The sequence below is a fragment of the Paenarthrobacter sp. AT5 genome, assembly GCF_032764245.1.
GTDB lineage: Bacteria > Actinomycetota > Actinomycetes > Actinomycetales > Micrococcaceae > Arthrobacter > Arthrobacter ureafaciens.
Window position 1 is genome coordinate 3,920,232 of the sequence record NZ_CP136441.1, and the last position, 24,911, is coordinate 3,945,142.

The window sequence follows — 24,911 nt, forward strand, 5'->3', positions numbered from 1 at the left end:
AGCGGCAGAGGGGGTTTAGCGAAGGTCGCGGTGGGAGAAAACGGCCCCGGCGGAGCCGAGCAACAGCACCAGCCAGCACAGCGACCCCAGGAGCGGCATGGAGTTGATGCGTCCTTCTGCAACGCTGGTGGACCACTCCGATGTCAGCACCGGGAAGAAGAATCCGGTGGTTATTCCCGCACCAGCAAGGAACTCGGGGAGGGCAAGAGTCAACGGGACCACGAAGAATGCCACCAGATGATCACGGACAAGGGATCCGACGGCAAAGCCCCACATGGAACCCACAGCAGCGACGCCCGCAAACGCCCCGGCCGCAAAGAAGTTAGTTGGGTGTCCGCCGAGCAGGAGCATGATGAGCACCAGCACTGTTCCTACTGTGCCGCCCGCGAGCATCGATGCAAGAAATGTGGAAGCTGCCCGGGATGCAAAAATCGGTGCTCGGCTGAACAGGAGGACCCTCCGGTGCAAGGAACCGTGACGGAAATCAGCCGTAAAGGCGAAGGATCCCAGCACCGCGCCGACCGTGAGCATGACCGACAGTGCCGGGCCCAGAAGGGCAGCGCCCAGCTGACCGACACGTACCTCATGTGCCAGGCTGGAAACGATGGGAATGGCAATCAGGCCAACCGCAATGAGTGCAGCGATACCCGCACCTCGCCACAGCCAGGGTCTGCTGAGTTCAGCGGACAGGACGGATCCCAGGGCAAACACTCAGAGCTCCTTCCGGCCGAGTACCAACACCGCGCCGATGCCCGAAAGGGCGATCCACGCCAAGAAGACCAAGGACGCTTGGATTGGCGGCAATAAGCCCTCGAACGGCACCGAGCTGATCCCGGCCAAGGCACCGGAAGGAAGCCAGCGGGCCACCTCAGAGGAATTTGCCAGCAGGGGTAATTCCACAGCCAAGGGGACCAACATCGCCGCTACGGTGGTGGCGTAGTAGTGACGGATGATCCAGCCAAGCGAACAACCCCACACCCCACCGAGTACCGAGGCAAGCAGGACGCTTGGAAGAAACCGCCAGGCATCGGGAACCAGCACTCCTGCCCGGGCTTCGGGTGTGGACCACAGCATCAGGCTCGCTGCCCATAGTCCAGTCCCCGCCAAAGCAACGATCAGTGCCACAGCAACGGCAGCCGCGTACTTGATCAGCACCAGCCGTGTCAGGCCGCACATCACCACACTGCGCTTGAGTGTTCCGTAATGGGCCTCCCGTGACACTACGTAGCTACCCGCGAAGACACTCACAATCGCCATGGTTGCCGCCAAAGCCCAGAAGATCCGGGCGTTCTCAACGACAGTCAGGCCACCAGCGGTGCTCGGCCAGCCGAGGAAGTTGCTGACGAACCACGGAATAAGGATGCTGAAACCTAGTACGCCCAGAAAAGAATAGCCACTGAAAAACCTCAACAACTCCGAACGCAGCATGCCCATCACGGCGCACCCTCCAGGATCCTGAAGTAGGCAGCCTCAAGGCTTCCGTTCCCCACACGTTTTGCCTCGTCGAGAGATCCCTGAAACAACATCCGCCGTTTCAGGACTACTACCTCGTCGGCAACCTGCTCCAGCTCCAGCAGCTGATGGCTTGAGACAAGGACGCTCCCACCAGTGGAAGCAAAGTCCCTGAGGAAGCCTCGCAGCCAGTGGATACCTTCGGGGTCCAATCCGTTAGCCGGTTCGTCCAAAACCAAGAGTTCCGGGTTGCCAATCAATGCCGAAGCGATCCCCAGCCGCTGCTTCATGCCCAGTGAGTAGTCCTTGACCTTCCTGTTGGCCTGCGCCGTCAGGTCCACTTGGGCAAGGACGCGTTCCACATCCTCCTTGCCCACCCCGGCGGCCATCTGGCAGATACGGAGGTGGCGCCGGCCGGTCAGTCCGTCCTCCACGTCCATCCCATCTAGATTGACGCCAACCCTGCGGGCTGGCCTGTTCAGTGAGCGATAGTCGGCGCCGAACACCCTCGCATGGCCGGACGTCGGATCCAGCAGCCCCGTAAGTCCTGCGAGCGCAGTGCTCTTCCCAGCACCATTGGGGCCGATCAGCCCCACAACACGGCCAGCACGAACATCAAAGGTAAGGTCCTCGACGGCAAGCTGCGTTCCACGCCATTTGGTGAATCCGTGAAAACTCGCATGAATGGTCATCTGTTTTCCTTTCCCGCGTTTCCCGGCCACAGGGGAGATGACGTCACTGCAGTCCAGAGGCACTCCCCCAGGGTGGTTCGGACGTTGCTGGTCACCTCGGCGCGACCATGGGCGGGCAGGTCAACATGCGCAGCCCGGATGTCGGCGTCGTAGGCAATGACTGGAACGGTTATGCCCGGCAGGGTCACCGGCGCAATGCTCTCCAGTGGGGCGTTGGCTTCCGACGGCGGCACGGAACCTATAGTGGCCAGCCCCAGTTCTGTGTGGACTACTGTTCCTTGCGTCTGCAGGCTGACCCTGTCCCCTGCGTCGATCGACGGCAACTTCGAGTCCTTGGGAAAAACGATGCTCAACTGCCCTGCTTCCAACGAATATCCTGCTGCTTGTACAGATGACACCGGGACGGTGGCGAGCACGGCCGACGTCAAACCAGCGCCAAGAAGCAAGGCCAAGGTCCGACGCCAAAGGGTGCTGCCATTCGCGGCGGCAGTGCGGAAGAACCGAACGATGCCTTTGACCGTCAGTACCGCCAGGAGCCCGATCAGCAAGGCCACCGCCGCATGACCCGCCATTCCGATCTGCAGGAAGACCGGAACAAGGCGTTGGCAACCGACCACCACAAAGCAGATTCCAGCGGCGAAACTGGCTAGTCCGAAGAGCGCGAGGAAGCCGGAGCGCGGCACCTGCACGGTGGTGCCAAGAGCGTAGCGACCAACAACTTCCTCGGCAGCAGCCAGAGACTTACGACGCAGGTGGGGTATGTCCAACGCAGACATTAGGGCCACGTATCCGTCCAGTTTGATGAACGGGAAGAGGTTCAGAAGGGCGACCGTGTAACAAAGCACTCCGTAGAGGAGCAGGCCATCCTTTAGCGGAGACGTCGTCATGAAAGCTTGGCCACACAGCGCCAAGCTACCCAAGCCAACGTGAACCAAAGGGCCCGCCAGGGCCACCATCACGCGTTGTTTCCTGGAGGCGAGCCGCCAGCCATCGGTGACATCGCAGAAGAACGCCGGAGACAGGTAGAAGAGCATGATGCCGATGCGTCGGGGTTTGCCCCCAAAGTAGGACAGCGCCAAGCCGTGGCCAAGCTCATGGAGCAGGGTTGAGGCAAACATTGCTGCCGCCACGCCAAGGTAGGTTGGCAAAGGGAGCGGAGACGAGAAGAGCCTCACGATTTCCGGCCCGGCTGAGCTCACGACGAGGAGTCCGCCCAGAAGGGCTATGGCCAGCAGCGCCAGCGACCCCCTGCGGAGCAGGAATGCAACAACGGGATACAGTGCCGGGAGCACGCTGCTTGGATCGAACAGCGTCAGTTGAACTGTCAGAGGGGCGCGGAACTGGACCCGTCGTTGAGCGCGTCTCCGGGAGCCGGCGTCGAAAATTCCGGTCGGAGCAACTCGCTCCACCACGCTTTCCACATCAGACGCAGTCCAAGGAGCACTCAGCGTCAGAGCTATCTGACGGGCGTCCTTTTCACCGTCCAGTTCCTTGAGCACGGACGCCACGTCCTGCGAGATCCGTGCCCTCGGCACTCCGTCGAGGGCCACAATCCATGGGCCGGCGTTGTCTACGGGTGGCTCAATGGAAGCATGGGACACCAGCCGGACCGGCCACTGTGGCGCGGCCGTGGTGCGATTCCTTGCGTCCCTCATATCAGCGGATGAGGCATGGTTTGCGAGCGGACGAAACCTGGCCGCTGTGGGGCCAAACTTTTGGTTTCGTCCATGGACAGTTGCACGGCACCGGGACACACCACTTTGCCCGTATGCCAACCGTGGTTCCTGATGGCGGCAGGCAGCCTATGGGACAAGTCCACCCATTGAGGGCTGATGTTCCGGCCGGCAAAGTACGTCGCCAGGTCGCTAACCTCGGGCACGTCGAACCCTTCAGGAATCGCAGCCAGCGGAAAGGAACCGACCCATTCCTTGAGCCCTGCCACGGCTGAAGCGGCATTCCAAAAGTCCGCACGCGAGGCGTCATCGGTGACCGAACCGCCGGCGTCAGATGAAGGGCGTCTCGACAGGAACAGCTCCCGTATCTGCAATCCCTCCTGCATGGCTCCCAGCAGCGCTGAACCTGGACCGGCGGCCGCTTTAAGTCCCACGGCGCCGAAGGGAGCTGATTCGTTTGCGCCGGTAATAAAGCAGGCAGCCACTACCAGGGGCGCTGCGGTCGGGACAAGGGCCAGGGTGAACACCACGCCCTGGGCCAACGCTGCTTCCGTCAGCTCCGCGAAGTTCCTGGCCATGGGTGATTCCGGCAGGCTGCGAATATCTATCTTCTGGAGGTGCGCCCCGGAGTACCAAGAAGTCAGGAACGCATCCCGCTCAATGACCTCCGCCAGGCCGGATGCCTGGGCGAAGGACTGGGAAGGCCCCGAAGCAGCACCGTTGGGCGAGGGGTCAAACAACCGGTCCCATTCGGAGACCGTGGAAGCGCCGGGGCAATAATCAACAACCGGACCCGGAACCCGGGACTCTCCCCCAGTGAGCAGATTCGTAGCGCGGTACCAAGGAAGATCACAGGCAAGCGCTGAAGCGCGACCCAGCCCTCCGGTAACAAAGTCGATCCGCCGCCCAACGTCGTCCTGCACGTGCAGATGATCGGCATCGGCTGACGCAGGCACCAACGCGTAACGCTCCACGGCCTCACCGGCGCCCCTTATCAGCGACCGCCGTCGGCTGATATCGAAAGCCCCGACGGCGGAGGCGAACCCTTGTTCGGTGATCTCGCCGTTGGCGAGCATCGCCACGGTCCGCCAGAGTCCGACGTCGTTGGGCGGGTACACCGTGGACTCGGAGACCAGCCCCAGCGCGGGGTCGAGGGTCAGTATGGGGTCCAGGTTCACAGTCCACACACCCAAAGCTCGATGTCTTTCAACGCGGGATTCGGGTTGGCGATGCGGACGGGCCTGCGTTCAAGGACCTTCAGGCCCTCACCCAGGATTTCTTCCTCGATCAACGCGTTGCTGACAAAGGCGACGTCGCTTGTGTACGCGGATGACCGATAGGTCCCGCCTTCGTTGAAGCGAACGTGAATCATGGTCACGCGGCGGGAGCCGTTGACGGCGTCCCTGCTTTCTGCGGTGATCAGGAAGGCGTCCTCCCCCAGAGCCGAAACTGTTGGTTCGCCGTCGTAGTGTGCCGCGCCTTGGTGACTGTCCGCGTTGAGGACTGTGAGCAGGAAGCGACCACCGGGACTCATCGCGGTGCGGACCGCCCGGAATAATTGTCTGCGTTCTTCCCTGTCCAGGAGAGTCACGGAACTGGCACCGAGCACGACGCAACCGTAACCGCCGTCGAACTCCAACCGGGACATGTCACCGTTCAGCAGTTCCACCTCCGCCTGCCGCGGGTTGAAGGTCATGGTACGGATTTTCGCGCGGAGCATCTCCAGCATCTCCGGAGAGGAGTCGACGGCGGTGACCGGACGTCCCAGCGGCAACAGGGCACGCGTGATGCGCCCTGATCCGGCCGCCAGTTCCAGAATGGAGCCCGTGGTCCTGCGTGCGGCGGCTTGGATTTCAGGCAGTTCCGTGAGGTCGTTCTCGGTGATCTGGTCATAGAGGCGCGAGCCGGAGACGCTGTAAAGGTCCTCAGGCGGGTCCATATGTCCAAGGATGCGAAGGATGGCGTCTGCGGTTTTGTCAGGAGCGGGGTTCATCAGAGTGTCCTTGGGCAGGTGGTGGGAGCGCACGCGGGCAGTCGAGGAAGGAAACCACCCGCGTGCGCGGCTTGGGGGTGGCTAGGTCGTCGCGATTGCGACGACGACGCCGGCGATGATGATCACGTCACCAACGCGCATGTACCAGGGGGTTTCATCCGGGGTGTCGAGGTTCTCGAGTTCTTCGACCTGGAGTTGAAGTGTCATGCCTGCCTCCTTTCTGTTGCTTGCGGCTAATGAAGTCGCCATTGGCTAGGTGATGCCGACGGCGATGAGTCCCAGGGCCACTCCCTGGGATACGCCGATAAACCAGTTGTTGAAGTCAGGGGTGTCCAAGGCCTCAAGCTCTTGGATGGAAAGATTGAGTTGCTTCTGCATGTTCACCTCCTTCTGTGCTTGTTGGACGGGATGTCAGCTGCGTTGACGGGATCTCAGGTGATGCCGACGGTGATGGTGATGATGGCCAGGCCAACGGTGATGCCGTGGATCCTTTCGCTCCAGTCATCCGGTACAGCGATGGTTTCCAGCTCCTGAATCCCAAGATCCAAGGGCCTGTGTGCAGTGCTGATCATGTAGTCACCTCCTTTCCCTTGCCGGTGGGTAGTGCCTTACCGCAGGTGCCGAGCGGTAAGCAGTGGGGCGCGGCTCAGGTGAGAGCTGCGCGCAGGACGTGTTGGATTTGGACCGCGCCAATGCCGCGAAGCATGGGGAGCACTCCGCCCCAGTTACGGACGGCGGCAGTGGAGGCATCCTTGATGGTTCCTTCGCTGCAGCCGCTCAACCTCGGGATGTCCCACTGGTGAATGAGTTCGGCAATACCTTTGGAGGGACGCAGGTCGAAGGCTTCTTCGCTGTTTGCCGCCGACCAAAGCCTGCGAAGCCGGTCGGCGTCACCCCACGGGAAATTGCCCCGCTCGATTTCCTCCCAGATGGGCGCAATCAGTGGCGCGGTTGCAGCCATCTTCCGGGCGCCGGTCAGGTAGGCCAGTTCGTTGGCCACGTACCAATGCTTGGCGCCGTATGGGTTGCGTCCCGTCAACGACCAGCCGGTGTGGGTTTCCATACTCAGCCGGGCAACAAGCAGGCGATTCTCGGGCGAGTCCTCTTTCCTCAAGTGCTCTCCCAAGCGAACGATCCGCGCCAGGAGGTGGTGGCCGTCGTCGTCGAACATGCTGGCCGCGCTCCCCGCCATGGTTCCGGCCACACGCAGGAAGGCTTCCAGCAGTCCTTCCAGTACCAGGCTCCGCGGCAGGGTGGCGAGGTGGCCGGCGTCGAGCACTGCTACGTCTCCGGCCAATTGGGGTGACGCCAGCAGGCGCCGCCCGACGGCGGTATCCAGACACGCAACCGCACTGACTTCCGCGCCGGTCCCCACTGTGGACGGGAGGAGAACGGTTTTGGGTCGTTTGCCTGTGTAGGGAACAGGCGGCAGTACCAAGAGTCCGGAGCGCTTCGCGTGGCGTTCCACGAAGATTGCCAGGCTTGGATCGGCGGAGAACATAGCGGCGAGCTTGACCGCGTCCAGGATCGATCCCCCGCCCAGCGCCACCACCGTGTCCAGCCGGTGTTCCTGGATGAACCCCACTACCTCACGCAGCGTCCCTACACTGACGGGAACTGCATCCAGTGCCAGGCCGGCCACTCCCCGGAGGTCACCGTCCAACAGGGTGCTTTGATGCGCGACGAGGGCTGCGTCGATCACAAGCCCCACGCGTCCGCGGGTCAGTGAACCCACGTATTTAGGGCTCATTCCGGACGCCAAAATGACGCAACGCGTCTTCCACGTTCTGTCCGCGATCATGCGAAGACCCCGTCCCTGCGAGCTGCACGGATTCCTTGCGCGATTGCAGTGTGGAGCTCCTGGAAGTCCCCCTCCATATAGGTCAGGGCAGGGAGGAGCTGGATGCGTCCGGGGCCAGGCTGCACAATGGCACCAGCGCCATGAATGCGATTCACGACGGCGAGCGTCGCCCGTGCGTGGAGCGGCACCCCGTTGTCCGAGTACAGCTTGAGGCCCCGCATGCATCCACGGCCGGTTGATTCGCCAACTCCGTCGATGCTTTGAAGGTCTCGAATCAGTTCATAGAGCCCCACACTGACGTTGCGTGTGAGCCTTTCATGGCCCACCCGTGCCATTTCCTCAATCGTGGCAAGAACCGCTGCGCAAGTGGCAGGTGTACCGGCTTGGGTTTCACCGTGGACGAAGACCGCTCCGGTGTTGTTAAACGTCTCCGTGACTTCGGTGCCCACCAGGAGTGCAGCACAGGCACTGGTCCCGTTGGTGAGGCCTTTGGATGTGACGATGACATCCGGCGCGTCCGGCCATTCGTCTGTAACGAACCAGGAGTGTATCCGGCCGAAACCCGTCGCTACCTCGTCGGCCACCAGCAGGAAGCCCTGTTCCTCCCTGTGTGCAAGGAGGGCCGTGATGAAGTCTGCGGGTACGGCCTCGGCTCCGGAGCCAAGCACAGGTTCTACTACAACGGCTGCCACACGGTGGCCCTCCCGACGCATCAGGTTCTCCAGCTCGGCTCCGCCGTCATCAAACCTGATGTGGCGGATGTTGCGAGTGTCCACGCCATAGAGGGGCTGCCCAAGATCGTCCCCGCTGAGGCCCTGGCTGCCATACGTCAGACCGTGGTAGCTGCCTCTCAAGCCGACAATCAGTTTCCGCTCGGGTTCACCGATCAATATGCAGTACTGCCTGGCCAGCTTCATGACGGCATCGTTGGCGGCACTTCCGGAGGTTGAGAAAATGACTTTCCCAAAGGGGTGTGCCGGAAGCTGCAGCAGTGCTTCGGCGGCCTCAATGGCGTGGGTGTGTGCGCTGCGGAACAGCGGCAGGTAGGACGCACTCTCCAGTGCTGCGGCCACTGCTTTGGCGATCGCCCGGTTTCCAAATCCCAGGTTGGCGTTCCAGAGCCCGCTTTTCGCGCAAAGCCGGCGTTGGCCGTCCCTAAAGGTGACGTGAACGCCGTCGGCGGCTACTGCCGTGTGGGTGTTCGGATTGAAGTCCCGCTGCTCCACCAACGGCACCCAGAGGGGAAGGCTTGTTCGTGTCATCAGTGGCCGCCCGGGAGATCAATGCCGAGGTGGCCCAGCTGCTCCACGACGGCTTTCGCCGATGATTCCGCGAGCTCCGGGGGTATGCCCATGGAGAAGGCGGCGACGTTTGCGGCAGCTTCCACACTCCTCAAGTTGGAGATGGCTTCAATGAGGACGGCAGCGTCCCGGCCGATAGTGAAGAGCTTCCCGGTGTTGGTATCGAGAAGCCTGTGTTCCCCCTGCCGTTCCACGATGAAAGGAGCATTGGGCAACGGAAGGCTGTGGCTGTCGGTGGCTCCGTACAGACTCAACCCGAAGCCGACCAGGCGGGTGCCAGGGCGTTGCTGGGGACCGATGAACTTCCACGCATCCAGTGCGGCCAAGTAGCGGGGAATCCAAGGTCGGTCGCTGAGGGCTGCCACGACCTCGTGGGCGTGGGTCAGGGAGGCTATCGAGGACTCGGGCTTGAGCGGCATCGCTCTGGCCCGGATGTCCTGCAACTCATCGCCGACCCAGCCGATCACGGTTCCACTGGGTCCATTGAGGATGGTCCCGTTGGCGGTGATGTGGATCCTGGCCAGCGTCGAGTCCGGGTTTCCGTGCCCGGCAAGCAGCGCACGCTCGGCCAGTACCGCGTTGACTTCGGTGAGTTGGCGGACAAAGTGGCCGGAGCTGCGGGCTTCGTCGGCGTCGTCGAAGAACGACTGCCAGTCATCCTGGCCTGCGAAGCGAATGACTGTTGGACCCACAAGGCTGATGAACGGGACGGCCAGGTAGTCCTGAATTTCGATGCTCAGGGATCCGTCCACCAAGAGCTCTTCGCCTGACTCGTCAAAACGGCCCTTGACGGTGACCAGATCCGGATTGTCGGCGTCGCCATCAATCACCAAGACCACCGAGCCGCCCCCTGCGATCTCCTTCGCATAGGAAGAATGCCCCGCGTTTTCCACGAATACCGTGTGGCCCGGGATCCGTCCCGGAATGCCCGTAACCCATTGATCTACAGCCGCCGCGATGGCTTGTTGCTGACTCAGCGCCAATTCCAACCCCCAATAGTTGTCCATGTTCCGCTGGAGCGACCCGGACGGGCTCGTTCCTGAAAAGGACACTATGGGCGTGGACGGGCTCCACGATCGGGCGGAACCAAATTAGGTGGTGATCCGGAGCAAATTAGGTGGTGGACGGGCCGATCTAGGTGGTGGAAGCGGGTGGTCTAGGTGGTGGGTTTTGGCCCGGTCTAGTGGCCGATCATCTCCAGGCAACCACCGTCCATGATGGGGCCACCGGTCGCCAACTCCGGTTCTCCGTCGTTCGGCATGAAACCGTAGATGCAGCCGCCGCTGCGGACCGCCGCACCAAACCTGACGCCCTTTCCGCCGTCGTCGGTTCGTATGTCCGTCAGGTCGATACTGGTCAGCGCCGCTTCGACGTCGTCGCCGGTGACCGGCCGGGGTACTGCCGCGAGCGCCTTTCTTGCGGGCTCGACGTGCTGGTTAAGCTGCGTCAGCATCTCAGGGGTGAGCTTCCGCCGCTGCCGGTACATCTCGTTCTGGGCCATGGCGGCGTCGCCGCCGTAGGCGATGCAATTGGCTTGCTGAGGCTCCGTGCCGGTGATCGGACAGGCTGCCGTTGGCGTAGGACTGCTGCTGGTTGGTGCGGCTATTGGCGGTGCGGGCGCGCAACCCACCAGAGCCGCAAGTACGACGGCGGCAATCGCCACAGCGGCGCGGTTCGGTTTTGTCTTCCCCATCCAAGGGACGATACGCGGCCACTAGGGGTTTATCCAATGAATTGTCTAATGCCTTGATGGCATCTAGGAAAACCGCGGCAGGGGCTCAGAGCGCCTGGCGGAGGTGGATGGGCCAGGTCGGATTTTGTGCAGAGTCGCTTTGCACAAACGCCTATGTGGTCGTCCAACGTGAACGGCCAACTGTCCAGCAGGTAAGCGGCCCTCCCGGGCAAGTAGTGGACCCGGGCAAAATCGAGTACCTCCGAGGCATGGTTCCTCCGGGAAGTCTCATCTACACTCCACATACGGGCTGGGGTGCACACAATTTCAGAGCATTCGAACATCAGGAAGCCCTCAATGAAGACACCCCGCACCTCCTGGAAAGCACAGAAAAAGCACACCGCTCCGCTGGCGCTCGCCGCCGCGCTGTCGATCCCGCTGCTGGCAGCCGCACCGGCCACGGCCGAGGTCAACTCCGACACGATCGACAAATCCATTGTGTGGGTCGATACAGCGTGGTCGGCAACAGTGCAGGTTCCCTTCAAAGACGGAACCACGGAAACTTACAAGACCACGCTGGTCACTCTCTGCACCGGCTGGTTTGTCAGCACGACCGGGCACGTGGCCACGGCCGGGCATTGCGTCGACGCCGATGACGCCCTCTACACCAGCATTTACGCCAAAGTCATTGACGAGCAGGGCCTCACCGGGGTGAAACCCGAAAACGTCGACTGGCCCTTGTCACTGGCGGACCCTCTCATCAAGGTCGACCAGCCCTCGGGCATTGACGGTGGTCTGCTCAGCGGCAAAACGGCCATCACGGCCCAGCTCATCGCCAAGCAAGGCTTCGAGAAAGGCGACAACGCGCTGTTGCGGATTGCCGACATGAAGGATACCCCCGCGCTGGCGCTGGGTGCGGAGGCACCGAAAGTGCGCGAAAAAGTCACGTCCGTCGGATTCCCCGACCTCGTCGGTTCAACCTCGGACGTTGAACGGCAAAAGCCGTCCTACCGTTCCGGGGCTGTCAGCTCACGCAGCTACTCAACCCAGGGTGTTCCGCGCACGGAAATCGACACCGACATTACACCCGGCATGTCAGGCGGCCCCTCGGTGAACGAAGACGGGGAAGTCATCGGCATCAACTCCGCCTATGTTGCCCGCGGATCAGGGCAAGCGAACTACATCACCGACACCCAAACCCTCCGCGACTTCCTGACCTCCAACGGTGTCAAACTAGCCGAGGCCACAACCGCGTCCGCGACGCCGGCAGCCGCCGCCGATGCGCCCACCAGCACCACACAAGATGCGCCAGGGATCCCCCTGTGGCTGATCGCCATCGTCGCGGTGCTCGTTCTGGCCGTGGTCGGCATGGCCGTCCTGCTGATCATGAACATGCGCAAGCAACGCCAACCCGCAGCCTACGCCCAGGCACCGGCCGGCCCACCAGCAGCCCTTCCACCCACGCCGTGGATGCAGAACCCAAACCACCCGGACAACGGACCCGGCCGGGCGCCCTGACCAGCACGGCATTCCAGAAGGGACACTGAATGACCCTTTCGGCTCGGTCAGGTCGAGAGTGATAGTGATGCGCAGCCAGACGGAACCCCCGTCACCACACTCTTATTCGCGGCCGACTCCTCAACCGCGGCCAGCACCCGCTGAACCTGCAGCCCGTCGTCGAACGACGGCGACGGCGCCTCACCATCCCGGATGGCACAGAGGAAGTCCCGGATCTGGTGGGTGAAGGTGTGCTCCCAGCCAATGATGTGCCCTTGTGGCCACCACCCTTCGAGGTACGGATGTTCAGGTTCGTTCACCAGGATCCGGCGGAAACCTTGCTCCCGCACCGGAAGCGTGGCGTCCAGGAAGCCGAGCTCGTTCAGGTTCTCCAGATCGAAGGTCAGCGACCCCAGGGACCCATAGATTTCGATCTTGAGCGAGTTCTTTTGGCCGGTAGCCACCCGTGACGCTTCCACCGATGCGCTGAGGGCGCCGGTAAGGCCCAAAGTGACCCACGCGGCGTCGTCCACCGTCACCTTCTCCATGCCGCCGGGGCCCGGGCGCTCGGGCACGAAAGTCCTCAACCGCCCGGTCACCTCGGTCACGGCCTGACCGGTCAGGTACTGGACCTGGTCGATCGCGTGGGAGGCGATATCCCCTAGGGCCCCGGAGCCGGCCGTCTCTTTCCGGAGCCGCCAGCTCATGGGAGTCTCGACGTCGGAAAGCCAGTCTTGGAGGTAAGCGGCACGGATGTGCCGCACGGTTCCGAGACGTCCTTCGGCAATCAACTCACGGGCCAAGGCCAGCGCCGGAACCCGGCGGTAGTTGAACCCGACCATCGACTGGACACCCCGGGCCTGAGCGGATGCTGCTGCCGTGGCCATCAGCTCGACCTCATCCACAGTGTTGGCCAGCGGCTTCTCCACGAGCACGTGCTTACCCGCTTCCAACGCGGCGACAGCGATCTCGGCATGCATCCAACCAGGCGCGCAGATGTCCACGATGTCGATGTCGTCCCGGTCGATGACCGAGCGCCAATCAGTCGCCGACTCCGACCACCCATACTTCCCTGCCGCGAACGCAACCTGGACCGCGTCCCGGCCAACGAGCACTTTCTGTTCGAAGGCCGGGACCTCAAAGAAGCTGGCCACGTTCCGCCACGCATTGGAGTGGGCCTTGCCCATGAAGGCATACCCGATGGCGGCCACGCCCAAGGGACGGCCAGTCACCAAGGGACGCCCGGCGGGAAGGGAAGTGGTCATGTTGCTGCTCCTTTGAAGTGAGAATGGAGAGGCCTAGGCCTCGAACCAGCCCCGGGCCGGGTTGGAAACGTCGGGTGCCTCGCGGAAGACACCAGGCTGAGCCACCCAGGAAACACCGTTGGCGATCACTTTCTGGATCTGCGGCTGGTGGTACACCGGGTATTCCTGATCGCCCGGGCTGAAGTAGAAGATGCGTCCCTTGCCCCGCGAGAATGTCACTCCGGAGCGAAACACTTCTCCCCCTTCAAAGGAACTGATGAAAATCAGGTCGTCGGGTTCCGGAATATCGAAGAGCTCCCCGTACATTTCCTGCTGCGGAATCAGGAGAGGGCTTTCAATTCCGACAGCGATCGGGTGCGAAGGCTTGACCGTCCACACCAGTTCCCGTTCGCCTTCGTTGCGCCACTTCAAAGAGCATGTGGTTCCCAACAAACGCGTGAAGATCTTCGAGAAGTGCCCGGAGTGCAGCACTACCAAGCCCATGCCGCCCAGCACATGCCGCTGGACGCGCTCCACAACTTCGTCGCTCACTTCCTCGTGGGCAATGTGTCCCCACCACAGCAATACGTCAGTCTGCTCCAGCACCTCTTCGGAGAGTCCGTGTTCGGGATCTGCGAGTGTCGCCGTCGTGATTTCGGAGTCCGGGTAGAAACCGCGCAGACCGGCGGCGATGGCGCCGTGGATGCCTTCCGGATACATTTCGCCGATGGTTGCGGGCTCGTTGCGCGCCTCGTGGACGCCTTCGTTCCAGACAACTACCTTCAGTTTCTTGTCGTACATATCAGAGGCTCACTTCGCGTTGTTCCAGGGCGGACTTGTAGCAGGCATCGAGCACCAGCGCGCGGCTGAGGGCGAGGGAGCCGTCGTGGCTTCCCCACACCATCTCGCCGCCACGCACGGCAGCAACAAAATCTTCGACGACGGCCTGGTGGGCTCGCCCGGGTTCGGCCACCACTTCGAAGTCGGCGTTCTCGCCGTCCTTCTCCGTGAAGATGTGCACATCTGCGACGGGGTTCTCGGAGGCGCCCACGGAGCGCAAGTCCGCTCCGCCGTCGGTCCCGTAAACGGTAAAGTCCATCAGGTCCCGCTCGTCGCGGTACGCGGCCCAACCCGCTTCAAGAATCAGCGTGCCGCCGCCCTCCAGACGGATGAACGCGGAGGCGAAGTCCTCCACCTCGAACTTGTGGCTGGAGTTCGACGCCGTATACCGCGCGTTGCCGCCGAGGCCACGCGGACCGAGCTCCGAATGCGTCGAGGCGGAAACCGCCAGGACCTTCGGCTCGCCCAACAGGTGCAGTGCGTAGTCAAGGACGTGGACGCCGATGTCAGCCAACGGACCGCCGCCGGCGAGCGCCGGGTTGGTGAACCAACTGCCGAGCATGGGAATTCCTTGGCGGCGCAGCCACGACGCTTTGGCGTAGTACGGGCGGCCCAGCGTCCCGTCGTCGATCACTTGCTTGAGCGCCTGGATGTCGCCGCGGCGGCGGTGGTTGAACGCAACGTCCAGGACGCGTCCCGCCTTGCGGGCGGCGTCCACCATTGCTTGACCTTCGACGGCGTTGCGCGCGATTGGCTTCTCGCTCAGCACGTGCAGTCCCCGCTCGAGCGAAGCGATGGCGATCGGCGCATGCAGGAAGGTAGGCACGGCGATGCTGACGGCGTCGAGGTCTTCGAGCTCGATCATGTCCTCCCACCGGGTGAGGGCGTGGGGGATGTTGTATTCGTCCTTCAGCTGGGCGAGGAGGTCGGCTTCCATCCCGGCGACGGCCACGATTTCGACGCCCTCAATGTTGTTGTATGCCTTGAGGTGCTGCTGGCCGGCCCAACCGATGCCCACAACTCCCACTTTGAGGGTTGCGGATGGGGCCTGCTGCTGAATGCTCACTGTTTTCCTGTTCTTTTCTGGGGTTTTGAGGAGTTTGTAGGTGGTTGCTGGATTCTGTGACACAGAAGTGGCCTAGCCTTTGACGGCCCCGGCGGTCATGCCGGAGACGATGCGCTTCTGGCACAGCAGCACGAGGATCACGAGCGGGACTGTGATGATCACTGACGCGGCGCTGATGGTGCCGAGTGGCTGGTCGAACTCGCTGGTGCCGCTGAAGAACGCGATCGCCACGGGGACCGGGCGGGATTCCGGCGAGGTGGTCAGCGTGACGGCGAGGAGGAATTCGTTCCAAACCGAGATGAACACGAGGATCGCTGTCGTCGCCAGGCCGGGGACCGCCAGGGGCAGGATGACCTTCCGGAACGCGACAAACGGCGTGGCACCGTCCATGTACGCGGATTCTTCGAGTTCGCGCGGGATCTCCTTGAAGAAGGACGTCAGCGTGTAGATCGCCAGCGGCAACGCGAACGTCAACTTCGGGATGATGAGGCCCAAGAGAGTGTCGTACAGGCCGATTTCGCGCCAGATGGAGAACATCGGAGCCGCGATCGCGATGGCCGGGAACGTGGTCACCGACAGGATGAGCGTCAGGATCATTCCCTTACGGCGCATCTTGAGCCGCGCCAGCGCATACGCAGCGAAGGACGCGAACACCAGCGCCACCGTTGTAGTGACGACGGCGATGATCACCGAGTTGCGCAGGGCCAGGAGGAACTCGGGGTTCTGGAAGACCACCAGGTAGTTCTCAAGGGTCGGCTGGCTCGGGAAGAGCTCGCCTTGGGACAGGCTCGCGCCCTTCTTAAGGGAGGTGTTCACCAGCCAATAGAACGGGATGAGCGAGAAGCCCATGACGGCCACCACGAACACCCACACCAAGGGGTGGAGTTTCGCTTCGCCCCTGAGCCGGCGCTTCGGCGACTTGGTCCCGGTGGCGGGTGCCGCCGTCGTGCGTTCTGCTGTCAGCGTGCTCATTGTTCCTCCTTCGCGACGTCGCGGATGTTGCCGCCGCCGAAGCGGATATAGATGACCGAGACCACCATGACGGTGAGGAAGGTCAGGATTGAGAGGGCCGAACCTTCGCCCACCAGCCGGTTTTCGCGGAGTTCGCCGTAGGCCAGCATGGACATTGATTCGGTGCCGTTGGCGCCGCGGGTCAGGACGAACGGCAGGTCGAAGACGCGGAGGGCGTCCATGGTGCGGAAGATCGCGGCGAGGACGATCGCCGGACGCAACAGCGGCAAGGTGATGTGGACGAAGGTCTGCCACTTGCTGGCGCCGTCGAGTTCCGCGGCCTCGTACGTTTCGGAGGAGATGACCTGCAGGCCGGCCAGGATGATGAGTGCCGCGAACGGTGTGGTTTTCCAAACGTCGGCGAGCACGATGACGGCCATCGCGTAGCCGCGCTCACCCAGCCACACGACGTCGCCGCCGGGCAACCCAAGTGCGGAGAGGACGTTGGTGACCAGACCGAGATCGGGCTGGAACATCGTCTGCCAGGTGATGGCGCTGACTACGGTGACGATCGCGTACGGCAGGAGAACCACCGTGCGCAGCAGGGCGCGGCCCCTGAACGCGAGGTTGAGCAATAGCGCCATGGCCGTCCCGAGGATCAGCTCCAAGGTGACCGAGAAGGCGGCGAAGGTGAAGGTCTGCCCAAACGCGGCCCACCACTCCTGGCTGGTCAGGGCGGCGATGTAGTTATCCAGGCCGACGAACCGTGAGAGGCCCGCCGTGCGGACGCTGTATTGGTTCAGGGAGAGCCAGATTGCGTAGCCGATCGGGACCGCCGCCACGAGGGCCATGAGGATCAGCGACGGGGCGGTCATCCGGAAGGCGAGGCGGCGTTCGGCACGGTCGCGGGCGTTTGTTCTTGGTGCGTTGGGGGGCGCGCTTGGGGGCGCTCCCGGCACGATGGTTTTGGTGGCCATGTTTAGAAGCTCGCCTTGGCCGTGGTGATTTCGTCGGCCATCTTCTTCACGGCGTCCTCAGTGGACGCGGTGCCGGACAGCACGGCGTAGACGTTCTTGTAGATGGCCTGCGAGATCTGCGGGTAGACCGGCGAGATCGGGCGCGGCTTGGCGCCCTTGACCGAGGCCAGGAGTTCGGTTGCGAACGGCATCTTCTGGAGCACCGCCGGGTCCGAGTAGGCGGCCTCGTTGACGGGTGTCTGGGAGTAGTCCATGGCCACGTGCTTCTGCCAGTCCGGAGTGGTGGCGAAGTCGATGAAGGCAACAGCGCCGGCCTGGTTGGTGGAGTGTGCCGAGATCGCGAGGTTCCAGCCGCCGAGCACGCCCGAGGCCTTGCCGCCTTCCCAAGCGGGCAGCGGCGCGACGCCGAAGCTGTCCGCCAGCGGGGTCGCGTTCAGCAGCCGGTACACGTGCGGCCAGTTGCGCTGGTATCCGAAGTTGCCGGATTCGTAGGCAAGGCGGGCCGGGTCCTCGTTGTACGTGAGGACGGCGCGGTCGGCCGAACCGTTCTTGAGGCCTTCGGTCATGAAGTTGAGGACGTCGCGGGTTTCCTGCGAATCAATGGCTACCTCGCCGTTTTTGTCCAGAACTTCGCCGCCAGCGCTGTAGAGCATTTCGAGGAAGTTCACCGTGAGGCCCTCGTACTGCTTGCCCTGGTAGACGAACCCGTTGCCCGGAGCCTTGGCGGCCTCGGTGTAGAGCTGCTGCCAGGTCTCCGGCTTGGCAACCTTGTCCTTCTGGTAGTAGATCAATCCGGCGTTGGTGAAGAACGGCGAGCCCCAGTACTTGTCCTGATACTTGGTGGTTTCCACAGTGGAGGGAATGAGTCGGTCCTTGTTGGCTTCCACCAGCTTGGTCTGGTCCAGCAGCCAGCCCTGGGAGGCGAACTCGGAGGTCCAGATGACGTCTGTGACGAAGAGATCGCACTCGGTGGACTTGCCCTCAAGCCGCTGCACGATCTGCGTGCGGGCTTCATCCGTGGTGGCGCCGATCTCGGTGTACTTGGCCGTGACCTTGCCGTTCGCCTTGGTGAACGCCTCTGCCGTGCCCTTGTAGATGCCGCTCGCGTCCTTGACGCCGCAGATGTTCACGGCGCCGCTGGCATTAGCGCCCGACGCCGGATCGGCAGCTGCCGCTTGTTCGGCACCTTGGGGTGCTGCTCCCCCGCCGCACGCGCTGAGGAGGAGGGCTGCTGCGATTGCTGTCGCGGCTAGGGCTTTTCGGTTTCGGGGGGCTTTGTTCTGGAGCGGGAGAGCAGGTCGGTTCAAGTCCACAAGTGGCTCCTTTGGTGGCTGTGGGGATGGTGGTTCAGGTTGCTTTGGCTGTGGTGCGTCCTGAGCTTGGCTTCATTGCCGGTGTTGCTTTGTTGGCTTCATTGGAATCGATTCCAAAAATGCTTTTGAAAAACGGCCTTGCGGCCGTGGAATCGATTCCAAAGTAGTGTGACAGTCGCCACTCGGGGCTGTCAACCCCCGCTATTTTGTGGAGTCTCGGATGACGAGTTGGTGCGGGAGGAAGGTCCGGCCCCTGCGGTGCGCGCCGTCGACAGTCATGCGTCCCAGGAGTTCGGCGAAAGCTACGCGGCCCATCTCGTAGGCCGGCTGCCTCACCGTGGTCAGCTCCGGGACGCACATTTCTGCTTGGGCGGAGTCATCGAAACCCGCCACGGCGACGTCTTGTGGGACTCTCAGACCGGCGTCGGTCAGCTCGCGGACGCACCCGGCCGCGACTACGTCGGTGCCACAGAAGACGGCGTCGGGAAGGTCTTTTTGTTCCAGAAGTTTCTTCGTCAGACTGCGGCCGGCGTGGAAGCCGAAATTGCCTTCGCCGAACAGGATCCGATCCGGTTCCAAGCCTTGCTCCGTGAGTGCCTGGCGGAAGCCTTCTTCCCTGAGCCGACCCGAGCGGGCACCCCTGTGGGCAAGCATTGCCAGCTTCTTAGCACCTGTGTCGATGAGGTGTTTGGTGATGTCGTAGGCTGCCTGGCGGTCATCAATGGACACCCCGAAAGCGGCCTCGGCGTCGACGATTTCACAGACCTGGACGACGCTCATTTGTTCGGCGACGGTATTGACGTCGTGGTCCGGCATCGTCGGCGAGAAGATCACCAGGCCGTCCACGGAGCCGTTCCGCAGCATATCCACGAGTTGCTGTTCGCGGTCCCGGTCGCCGTCGGTGGCTGCGATGAGGCTGACGTAGCCGTTGTCCGCTGCAGCATCGCCTACTCCGCGGAAGACTTCGCTGATGACGAGGGAATCGAGGTTCTTGGCGAGGGCGAGGACGCGCATGGTGCGGTCTCGTCTTAGGTCCCGCGCCGAGGCGAGGGGCCGGTAGCTGAGCTCCTTGATGGCGGCGTTGACCTTTTCCTTGGCCGCCGCACTGACCGCCGAACTCCCGTTCAAGACGCGCGAGACCGTTCCCACGGACACACCCGCCGTCCTGGCGACGTCCTGAACTGTCGGCCGAGCCATCGTTAGTCCTTCCGCGATCAGACGCTGGTCTTGGACGCCACGCCCCGGCAGTGCTCACCGGACCTCTTCAGCATAGCTGGAGTATGGAGACCGATGTGGGCTGACGGGTCAGTCGAAGTTACACCGCGGGCGCCATCACTGAAAGCGGCCATAAGGGTACCGACTCGTGGATGGGGCGTGCCTGCCACTACGCTACGAGGGCATCTGGATTGACCGTGACGTTAGGAGAGGGGTCGTGTCAAAGGATCCATTGATGAGATGATCACAAGGAGCCGACAGGTTGCAGAACTCCCCCGGTCAACGTGCATTTCATCGTGCGGCTCCTACGTACCTGTCATGCCCGCAACAGCAGGAATCCTGGATGAGGGTTCGCTGGCACGGGGACGGACCGGCTTGCGGGCGCCTGAAATACACTTGACGAGTCGAAGCAAGATCCATGGGTAAGGACGGTGCAACGGTTTTGGAAGTTGACGCTGACGCCGTCGAGATGGCCTTGGGTGTAGTTAGAAATGAGTTGGCGATCGAGGGAGCTATCTCCAAACTCGTCGCCCACCTGAATGAGCATGAGACGCCCGAAGGCGTCGCAATACTCCGCGGACTCTTCCAAAAGGTCAATATTACCGATGGGGTCGTGCCTACCAATCCGACTTGGACTCAGCGGTACGAGAACGCGATGACAGATTCGTCCAGTTTGGACTGGCCCCGCATCGTGGCCGCCGTGGAATCTCCGATGGCGTCTGACCTTGTTCGCGCACGTCTCGGACACCTTACTTGGGCGTTCCATGCCGGTCGCCAGGAGGTCTCCATAGCTGCGGAGGCGACGGCCGCCCTTCTTAGATTAGCGGCGCATCCTGACATCGACCTTATTAATCGGTATCCCTTTGCTGTCGAGGCGTTTCATCTCTCGAAGCAGCGGCGGGACCCGTCGGGTAGAGCCCGCGCTCTGCAGGCGCTTCTCACCATCATCGACGAGGTTCTAGCCACTGCCGCGACAGATCCCCAAGGGGGCACATTCCTTTTAGCGGCCCGTCAGTATCTATTTGCAGGGGGCTCCAAAAGCGACGTGCGCCAGCGTGCCGAACAGGCGCTCCTGGCGTTTTCTGACAACTCCTATGTCCGCGAAGACATCGCGTTGCTGATGGTCAGCTGCGAACCTTTACGCGAGATCCAAAGGCAGATCGTTGGCGAGGAGATTAGTCGCCTCTTGGACGAGGCCGCGACGCAGCCGGGATTCATGAAAGAGGGAACTGCCAGGAGGGCGCTGGACCTGGCCCGCACCTATGGCTTAAGGGAGGCAGCCGGCGAGGCGAGTACGCTTCTGGCAGGGATGTCCCCGGCGGACTACGACTTTAGGGTTCGGGAATTCAGCGTAGAGCTTGGAGCCGAGGAGGCGCGGGAAGTGAATGACCTGCTGAAGCACCTGGACGTCGCCGAACCCAAAGATGCTTGGACTAAGTGGGCGCTCTGCTTTCCACCGCTTCACCCTTTCTCCCAGCGCCCAGCCTATGAGATTTCCACAGTTGACCGTATTGCAACCCTAGCTGTCGTCAATAGCCAAGGCCATGTGAGCTTTCAAGCCTCTAATGATGACGACATCATCGCGTTCCGTTTTCGGCAACAGGACAACTATCACTATCAGTCGATTTTCAGTCTCATACTTCGACATGGACTCAAGACTCTTCTGGCCCGGACCGAGTGCGTTGCCGAAATCGAACGCAGGATCAACGGTTCAGAACTGTTCACAGACAAAGGCCGGGCTCGGATACGCAAAGCGTTCGGTGCCCACAGGGCTGGTGACTGGGACAGCGTGGCGGACACACTACCCACGATCGAATCAGCGATTCGCGTACTCGCAGTGGCCTCTGGCGTGTCGATCTACAATGCAAACGGAGCGGCAAACGTTTTCAAGACTCTCGGTGGTCTGATACTGGATCTCACGGCAAGGTTGGACACCGCTCGAGGACTGGGCCGATTTTGGCAGTACGCGCTCACGGACCCATTGGGTCTTAACATCCGCAACGACTACCTACATGGGTTCCAAGAGTCACTGACCGAATTTCACGCCACAGCACTGATCCAAATCTACGTGCAACTTCTTTACTTCAACGCAAACATTGGGGACCCTTCCGGCGACGTCTGCACCTGATATCCCAGTTGCTTGACCCATCTGTCCGGTGCGGATCCATGCTTACGGGCGTTCGGAGGGAGGCTTCGGTCGGCAAAATAGGGTCCGAAATCGTGCTTCTTGGAGTTCGCGTACCACCGGCCAACCTAAAGGGATCCGTCGACGAGGCGAAGAGGCAATTCCGCAAGGCTTTGGATGGTCCCCTCTCCCATTGAGCCTTCGCGGTCGAGGTGTATGGCTTGTAACCCCGCGTTCCGGGCTCCTTCGACATCGATCCGGTAGTTATCTCCGATATAAAGGGTCTCGGTCGGTGACACATTCATGCTTCTACACGGCTGTAAGAACGCCTCTATTGCCGGTTTGGCGTGGCTTGTAAGTTCGGAGCTGAATACCCGGTCCACGAGGGGTTCGAGCCCTATTCTTTTGACCTTGGACGTTTGCTGGTCGTGGTTCCCGTTAGTGATGACGCCCACCGGCACGCCCATCCCCCGGAGGCTCGTCAATGCCGGCCCTGCGTCTGGAAAGGCCCTCCATGCGTCCTCGTAATTCTCGAGGTACGTGGTGAACAGCTCATCAATTCGAGTGTTCGTTTGGGGAACTGAGAGCCCGGCTAACGGAAGGAACTGACGGAGTCGCTCACGGCGCTGTTCCTGGAAAGTGAGTTCCTTTGCAAGGAACCGCTGGTAATTGACTTCCTCGATTTGAAACCAGCAACGCGTCAGTTCGTTGGAACTCTCCGTTCCAAGATGGTGAAGAAAAGCGTCCACGCCGGCACGGGCGGATGACGAATGATCGAACAGAGTGTTGTCCAGATCGAATAGGACAGCTCGAATGTGCACCCGCCCAGCGTAGCCCGCTGTTCTTCAGTGCCTGTGACCGAAGGTTGGAAAGAGCACCCCCGCTGCGGTGAATCCTCCAGGGACTGACTCAACGTCCGGTGAAGGATCCCCATGCGGGCGCTGCGGCGCCCGACAGACCAGAGGCTTTCGAACGCACGACGCAGATACGTTTCTTGTAGCTACTGATGTAGTTCAAGGGATTGAGGTGTGTCAAGAATGTGAGACAGCCGGGTAGTTTCTTTTCGGTCAGGCAGCAGCGGACAGCGGCTGCCTTTTTGGTGCGAAGTTGGCCATTGCCGTCGCTGGCGGGAGACCCTTGTTGTTGGTGTGAGGCCTCCAGCGGTTGTAGAACACTTCGATGTAACGCATCGTGGCCCGTCTGGCGTCTTGGCGGGTCGCGAAGCTGTGATGGTGATAGAACTCGTTCTTCAGGGATGAAAACAGCGATTCGGCCACGGCGTTATCCCAACACACCCCGGTAGCGCCCATCGATTGACGGATCTTGTTTCCGGCGCACCAAGCGCCCATTTCGCGGGACGTGTACTGCGTCCCGCGATCGCTGTGAAAGATGGCGTTCGGGGTCAGGTGGCCGCGGTCTCTGGCCATCCTCAGGGCCCCGGTAACCAACGAGGCGCGCATGTGGTCCGCCATGGCCCAACCGACGACCATCCTGGTGCACAGGTCAATGACGGTGGCCAGATACAGCCAGCCCTCACCGGTCCGCAAGTAGGTAATATCGCCCACCAAACGGGTGCCCGGGGCATCTGCCGTGAAATCCCGGCCGATGAGGTCCGCGAAGACCTTGTCCGGATCCGAGGCTATGGTGGTGCGCTTGAAGGCGCGCATCCGCTTTGCCGCCCATCCGTTCTCAGCCATGATCCCCGCCACGGTGCCCACCGACACCTCGATGCCGGCGGCAACAAGTTTGGTATGCACCATGCGGTGACCGAAGATCCCGTCCGAGGAATCGAAGACGGTCCTCACCTGGTCCGTCAGTTCCCGGTGACGGGCCGCGGTCGGTGTCTCCTCAGCGTCACGCCACCGGTAGTACGAGGCCCGCGGAAGCCCCAACTGCCGGCACATCCAGGCCACCGGAAAGTCGGCGTTCTCCTCCTGAACAACGCGGTAGAGATCTTCTACCGCTGTTCTTTGGCGAAGAACGCCGAAACTTTTTTCAGGAAATCATTCTCCCGCTCGAGCTCCCGCAGCCGGGCCTCCATGGCTTTGAATTTCACCGGATCTACCGGGTCATCGGGCTTGCCACCGCTTTCCTGATCAGCCTCACGGGCCAACCGAATCCACCGCTTCAGAGCAGTCAACGAGATCCCGAGATCAGCAGCAACGGCAGGCAACGGACGGCCCGAAGACGCCGCCAAAGCGACGGCATCGGCCTTGAACTCATCGGAATAGGTAGGTCGAGCAGACATGAGCACAATCCTTTCAAACTGTGTCTCACATCAGTAGTACACCTCAGATGGACGCCATGCGCATGCCAGCACCACACGACCTTGCCCAGGCGCCTCTCTGGGAGATCTATATCATCGCGCAGTCCGTGGCGGCCATGCGCGGTCAGATACCGAAACATGCCCTCGCGGTCGGTGTGGAAATCCACGGCGTCAGGATCAAGCTGAAGTTCCAGCTTTCGACGGTCACCGAGGAAGACCAAACCGACATGGATGACATTCTGAGCGAGCTTGAAGCCTATGTCGGTCAAGGCGTGGAAGTTCAATCCGCCCACGAGATTCGAAAGGAACGCCGAGTCTTACCTGATGGCACGGACAATCTATACAACCTTTACCTCTCCCGGTACGACGAGACGCAATGTGAGTAACCGCATAGTCGTCTTCGGGAGCTGCGCTCATTCGCGTCGCCGCAGCTCATCGGCAGAACAGATCCGGCTGCCCGCTGGCCGATCCGACTCTGTTTATCCCGTCGTCTCAGTGATGGCCAAGCCGGCAGTCAAGCACATTGGGGACTGCACCGGTTAGGTTGACTCCTTCACCTAAATCGCTGGGTGGGCAGAGCCCGTTCAAGGATCCTTCACCGGACACCCATTCCGTCGGCTGCCTACCTCAACTGTTGTGTTCGGCCAGTCTCATAATGAAGGACGCCATCGCGTTCCAATGCGAACAATCTGTCGGCGACTTCCTGCGCCTGGGGCTCGCCGCAAGATATGGCGAAGAACCGCGGAGAGATGAAATCGAGGAGGCAACCTTGCTCGGCCAGTTCAGAGGCCATGGGCTGCCAGGCGTTGGGGTCGTCCGATTTCAGCAGGACT

At 61.9% G+C, this 24,911-nt stretch carries 26 protein-coding genes and 1 pseudogene; 4 read left to right on the forward strand and 23 right to left on the reverse strand.

Features of this window, described 5'->3' with window-relative positions; translation table 11 throughout:
- Positions 1-15 precede the first annotated feature (15 nt).
- The 13 genes from RI444_RS18165 to RI444_RS18225 form a co-directional block, all read right to left on the reverse strand.
- Entirely contained in the window at positions 16-711 is a 696-nt protein-coding gene (locus RI444_RS18165) for a hypothetical protein (protein WP_207605548.1), read from the reverse strand.
- Positions 712-1,434, reverse strand: a complete 723-nt coding sequence (locus RI444_RS18170; protein ID WP_242703244.1) for a hypothetical protein — start codon at positions 1,432-1,434, stop codon at positions 712-714.
- Positions 1,434-2,144: an ABC transporter ATP-binding protein gene (locus tag RI444_RS18175; RefSeq protein ID WP_207605546.1), complete on the reverse strand. Its 711-nt coding sequence runs from the start codon at positions 2,142-2,144 to the stop codon at positions 1,434-1,436. The genes RI444_RS18170 and RI444_RS18175 overlap by 1 nt, the downstream gene beginning before the upstream one ends.
- Entirely contained in the window at positions 2,141-3,745 is a 1,605-nt protein-coding gene (gene mpaP / locus RI444_RS18180; RefSeq protein ID WP_242703213.1) for a daptide biosynthesis intramembrane metalloprotease, read from the reverse strand. The genes RI444_RS18175 and mpaP overlap by 4 nt, the downstream gene beginning before the upstream one ends.
- A 50-nt stretch (positions 3,746-3,795) precedes the next feature.
- On the reverse strand, positions 3,796-4,995 hold the full coding sequence (locus tag RI444_RS18185) for a YcaO-like family protein (protein WP_242703212.1): 1,200 nt from the start codon (positions 4,993-4,995) through the stop codon (positions 3,796-3,798).
- Positions 4,992-5,810 (reverse strand): daptide-type RiPP biosynthesis methyltransferase, encoded by an 819-nt coding sequence (gene mpaM, locus RI444_RS18190; protein ID WP_207605544.1) that lies wholly within the window; start codon positions 5,808-5,810, stop codon positions 4,992-4,994. The genes RI444_RS18185 and mpaM overlap by 4 nt, the downstream gene beginning before the upstream one ends.
- An 81-nt stretch (positions 5,811-5,891) precedes the next feature.
- Positions 5,892-6,017, reverse strand: a complete 126-nt coding sequence (locus RI444_RS18195; RefSeq protein ID WP_021473490.1) for a daptide-type RiPP — start codon at positions 6,015-6,017, stop codon at positions 5,892-5,894.
- A 45-nt stretch (positions 6,018-6,062) separates the two neighbouring features.
- Positions 6,063-6,188, reverse strand: coding sequence for a daptide-type RiPP (locus RI444_RS18200; RefSeq protein WP_021473491.1), 126 nt, complete (start codon positions 6,186-6,188; stop codon positions 6,063-6,065).
- Between the two features lie 53 nt (positions 6,189-6,241).
- Positions 6,242-6,382, reverse strand: coding sequence for a hypothetical protein (locus tag RI444_RS18205; protein ID WP_021473492.1), 141 nt, complete (start codon positions 6,380-6,382; stop codon positions 6,242-6,244).
- A 74-nt stretch (positions 6,383-6,456) separates the two neighbouring features.
- Positions 6,457-7,560, reverse strand: coding sequence for a daptide-type RiPP biosynthesis dehydogenase (gene mpaC / locus RI444_RS18210; protein WP_242703211.1), 1,104 nt, complete (start codon positions 7,558-7,560; stop codon positions 6,457-6,459).
- A 47-nt stretch (positions 7,561-7,607) separates the two neighbouring features.
- Positions 7,608-8,873 (reverse strand): daptide-type RiPP biosynthesis aminotransferase, encoded by a 1,266-nt coding sequence (mpaD, locus tag RI444_RS18215; protein WP_207605543.1) that lies wholly within the window; start codon positions 8,871-8,873, stop codon positions 7,608-7,610.
- Positions 8,873-9,919: a daptide biosynthesis RiPP recognition protein gene (mpaB, locus tag RI444_RS18220; RefSeq protein ID WP_242703210.1), complete on the reverse strand. Its 1,047-nt coding sequence runs from the start codon at positions 9,917-9,919 to the stop codon at positions 8,873-8,875. The genes mpaD and mpaB overlap by 1 nt, the downstream gene beginning before the upstream one ends.
- Before the next feature lie 173 nt (positions 9,920-10,092).
- On the reverse strand, positions 10,093-10,605 hold the full coding sequence (locus RI444_RS18225) for a hypothetical protein (RefSeq protein WP_207605542.1): 513 nt from the start codon (positions 10,603-10,605) through the stop codon (positions 10,093-10,095).
- A 336-nt stretch (positions 10,606-10,941) separates the two neighbouring features.
- Between RI444_RS18225 and RI444_RS18230 the strand changes: the two genes are divergently transcribed.
- Positions 10,942-12,102, forward strand: coding sequence for a serine protease (locus RI444_RS18230; protein ID WP_207605541.1), 1,161 nt, complete (start codon positions 10,942-10,944; stop codon positions 12,100-12,102).
- A 47-nt stretch (positions 12,103-12,149) separates the two neighbouring features.
- Here RI444_RS18230 and RI444_RS18235 read toward each other — a convergent pair whose 3' ends face one another.
- The 6 genes from RI444_RS18235 to RI444_RS18260 all read right to left on the reverse strand — a co-directional run bounded on the left by RI444_RS18235 (position 12,150) and on the right by RI444_RS18260 (position 18,472).
- On the reverse strand, positions 12,150-13,346 hold the full coding sequence (locus tag RI444_RS18235) for a Gfo/Idh/MocA family protein (protein ID WP_207605540.1): 1,197 nt from the start codon (positions 13,344-13,346) through the stop codon (positions 12,150-12,152).
- 33 nt (positions 13,347-13,379) lie between these two features.
- A complete protein-coding gene (locus tag RI444_RS18240; protein ID WP_207605539.1) occupies positions 13,380-14,126 on the reverse strand; it encodes a ThuA domain-containing protein in 747 nt (248 codons plus the stop codon).
- A 1-nt stretch (position 14,127) separates the two neighbouring features.
- The gene (locus RI444_RS18245) at positions 14,128-15,231 is read right to left on the reverse strand and encodes a Gfo/Idh/MocA family protein (RefSeq protein WP_207605538.1); all 1,104 of its coding nucleotides are present in this window, start codon (positions 15,229-15,231) and stop codon (positions 14,128-14,130) included.
- Between the two features lie 72 nt (positions 15,232-15,303).
- A complete protein-coding gene (locus RI444_RS18250) occupies positions 15,304-16,203 on the reverse strand; it encodes a carbohydrate ABC transporter permease (RefSeq protein WP_021473502.1) in 900 nt (299 codons plus the stop codon).
- Complete coding sequence (locus tag RI444_RS18255; protein ID WP_207605537.1) at positions 16,200-17,159, reverse strand: carbohydrate ABC transporter permease; 960 nt, start codon at positions 17,157-17,159, stop codon at positions 16,200-16,202. The genes RI444_RS18250 and RI444_RS18255 overlap by 4 nt, the downstream gene beginning before the upstream one ends.
- Positions 17,160-17,161: 2 nt before the next feature.
- A complete protein-coding gene (locus tag RI444_RS18260; RefSeq protein WP_207605536.1) occupies positions 17,162-18,472 on the reverse strand; it encodes an ABC transporter substrate-binding protein in 1,311 nt (436 codons plus the stop codon).
- A 2-nt stretch (positions 18,473-18,474) separates the two neighbouring features.
- Between RI444_RS18260 and RI444_RS18265 the strand changes: the two genes are divergently transcribed.
- A complete protein-coding gene (locus tag RI444_RS18265; protein ID WP_207605535.1) occupies positions 18,475-18,639 on the forward strand; it encodes a hypothetical protein in 165 nt (54 codons plus the stop codon).
- Between the two features lie 34 nt (positions 18,640-18,673).
- Here RI444_RS18265 and RI444_RS18270 read toward each other — a convergent pair whose 3' ends face one another.
- Positions 18,674-19,669: a LacI family DNA-binding transcriptional regulator gene (locus RI444_RS18270; protein ID WP_207605534.1), complete on the reverse strand. Its 996-nt coding sequence runs from the start codon at positions 19,667-19,669 to the stop codon at positions 18,674-18,676.
- A gap of 436 nt (positions 19,670-20,105) precedes the next feature.
- Between RI444_RS18270 and RI444_RS18275 the strand changes: the two genes are divergently transcribed.
- Entirely contained in the window at positions 20,106-21,815 is a 1,710-nt protein-coding gene (locus RI444_RS18275; RefSeq protein WP_207605533.1) for a hypothetical protein, read from the forward strand.
- Positions 21,816-21,940: 125 nt separating this feature from the next.
- Here the strand turns inward: RI444_RS18275 and RI444_RS18280 are convergent, their stop codons facing one another.
- The 3 genes and pseudogenes from RI444_RS18280 to RI444_RS18290 all read right to left on the reverse strand — a co-directional run bounded on the left by RI444_RS18280 (position 21,941) and on the right by RI444_RS18290 (position 24,060).
- Positions 21,941-22,633, reverse strand: a complete 693-nt coding sequence (locus RI444_RS18280; protein ID WP_207605532.1) for an HAD family hydrolase — start codon at positions 22,631-22,633, stop codon at positions 21,941-21,943.
- Between the two features lie 246 nt (positions 22,634-22,879).
- A pseudogene (locus tag RI444_RS18285) lies at positions 22,880-23,734 on the reverse strand (IS3 family transposase); the annotation flags it as partial.
- A gap of 35 nt (positions 23,735-23,769) precedes the next feature.
- Positions 23,770-24,060 carry a transposase gene (locus tag RI444_RS18290; protein WP_062098648.1) on the reverse strand — a complete coding sequence of 97 codons (291 nt, stop codon included), beginning with the start codon at positions 24,058-24,060 and terminating at the stop codon, positions 23,770-23,772.
- A 47-nt stretch (positions 24,061-24,107) separates the two neighbouring features.
- Between RI444_RS18290 and RI444_RS18295 the strand changes: the two genes are divergently transcribed.
- Entirely contained in the window at positions 24,108-24,464 is a 357-nt protein-coding gene (locus RI444_RS18295; RefSeq protein WP_207605531.1) for a hypothetical protein, read from the forward strand.
- Positions 24,465-24,911 lie beyond the last annotated feature (447 nt).

Coding starts and splice junctions, on each gene's coding strand:
- RI444_RS18170 (WP_242703244.1), bottom strand. CDS start 1,434: ATGGGCATGCTGCGTTCGGAGTTGTTGAGGTTTTTCAGTGGCTATTCT.
- RI444_RS18175 (WP_207605546.1), bottom strand. CDS start 2,144: ATGACCATTCATGCGAGTTTTCACGGATTCACCAAATGGCGTGGAACG.
- mpaM (WP_207605544.1), bottom strand. CDS start 5,810: ATGAACCCCGCTCCTGACAAAACCGCAGACGCCATCCTTCGCATCCTT.
- RI444_RS18195 (WP_021473490.1), bottom strand. CDS start 6,017: ATGACACTTCAACTCCAGGTCGAAGAACTCGAGAACCTCGACACCCCG.
- RI444_RS18200 (WP_021473491.1), bottom strand. CDS start 6,188: ATGCAGAAGCAACTCAATCTTTCCATCCAAGAGCTTGAGGCCTTGGAC.
- RI444_RS18205 (WP_021473492.1), bottom strand. CDS start 6,382: ATGATCAGCACTGCACACAGGCCCTTGGATCTTGGGATTCAGGAGCTG.
- mpaC (WP_242703211.1), bottom strand. CDS start 7,560: ATGAGCCCTAAATACGTGGGTTCACTGACCCGCGGACGCGTGGGGCTT.
- mpaD (WP_207605543.1), bottom strand. CDS start 8,873: ATGACACGAACAAGCCTTCCCCTCTGGGTGCCGTTGGTGGAGCAGCGG.
- mpaB (WP_242703210.1), bottom strand. CDS start 9,919: ATGGACAACTATTGGGGGTTGGAATTGGCGCTGAGTCAGCAACAAGCC.
- RI444_RS18225 (WP_207605542.1), bottom strand. CDS start 10,605: ATGGGGAAGACAAAACCGAACCGCGCCGCTGTGGCGATTGCCGCCGTC.
- RI444_RS18230 (WP_207605541.1), top strand. CDS start 10,942: ATGAAGACACCCCGCACCTCCTGGAAAGCACAGAAAAAGCACACCGCT.
- RI444_RS18235 (WP_207605540.1), bottom strand. CDS start 13,346: ATGACCACTTCCCTTCCCGCCGGGCGTCCCTTGGTGACTGGCCGTCCC.
- RI444_RS18240 (WP_207605539.1), bottom strand. CDS start 14,126: ATGTACGACAAGAAACTGAAGGTAGTTGTCTGGAACGAAGGCGTCCAC.
- RI444_RS18250 (WP_021473502.1), bottom strand. CDS start 16,203: ATGAGCACGCTGACAGCAGAACGCACGACGGCGGCACCCGCCACCGGG.
- RI444_RS18255 (WP_207605537.1), bottom strand. CDS start 17,159: ATGGCCACCAAAACCATCGTGCCGGGAGCGCCCCCAAGCGCGCCCCCC.
- RI444_RS18270 (WP_207605534.1), bottom strand. CDS start 19,669: ATGGCTCGGCCGACAGTTCAGGACGTCGCCAGGACGGCGGGTGTGTCC.
- RI444_RS18275 (WP_207605533.1), top strand. CDS start 20,106: ATGGGTAAGGACGGTGCAACGGTTTTGGAAGTTGACGCTGACGCCGTC.
- RI444_RS18290 (WP_062098648.1), bottom strand. CDS start 24,060: ATGTCTGCTCGACCTACCTATTCCGATGAGTTCAAGGCCGATGCCGTC.
- RI444_RS18295 (WP_207605531.1), top strand. CDS start 24,108: ATGGACGCCATGCGCATGCCAGCACCACACGACCTTGCCCAGGCGCCT.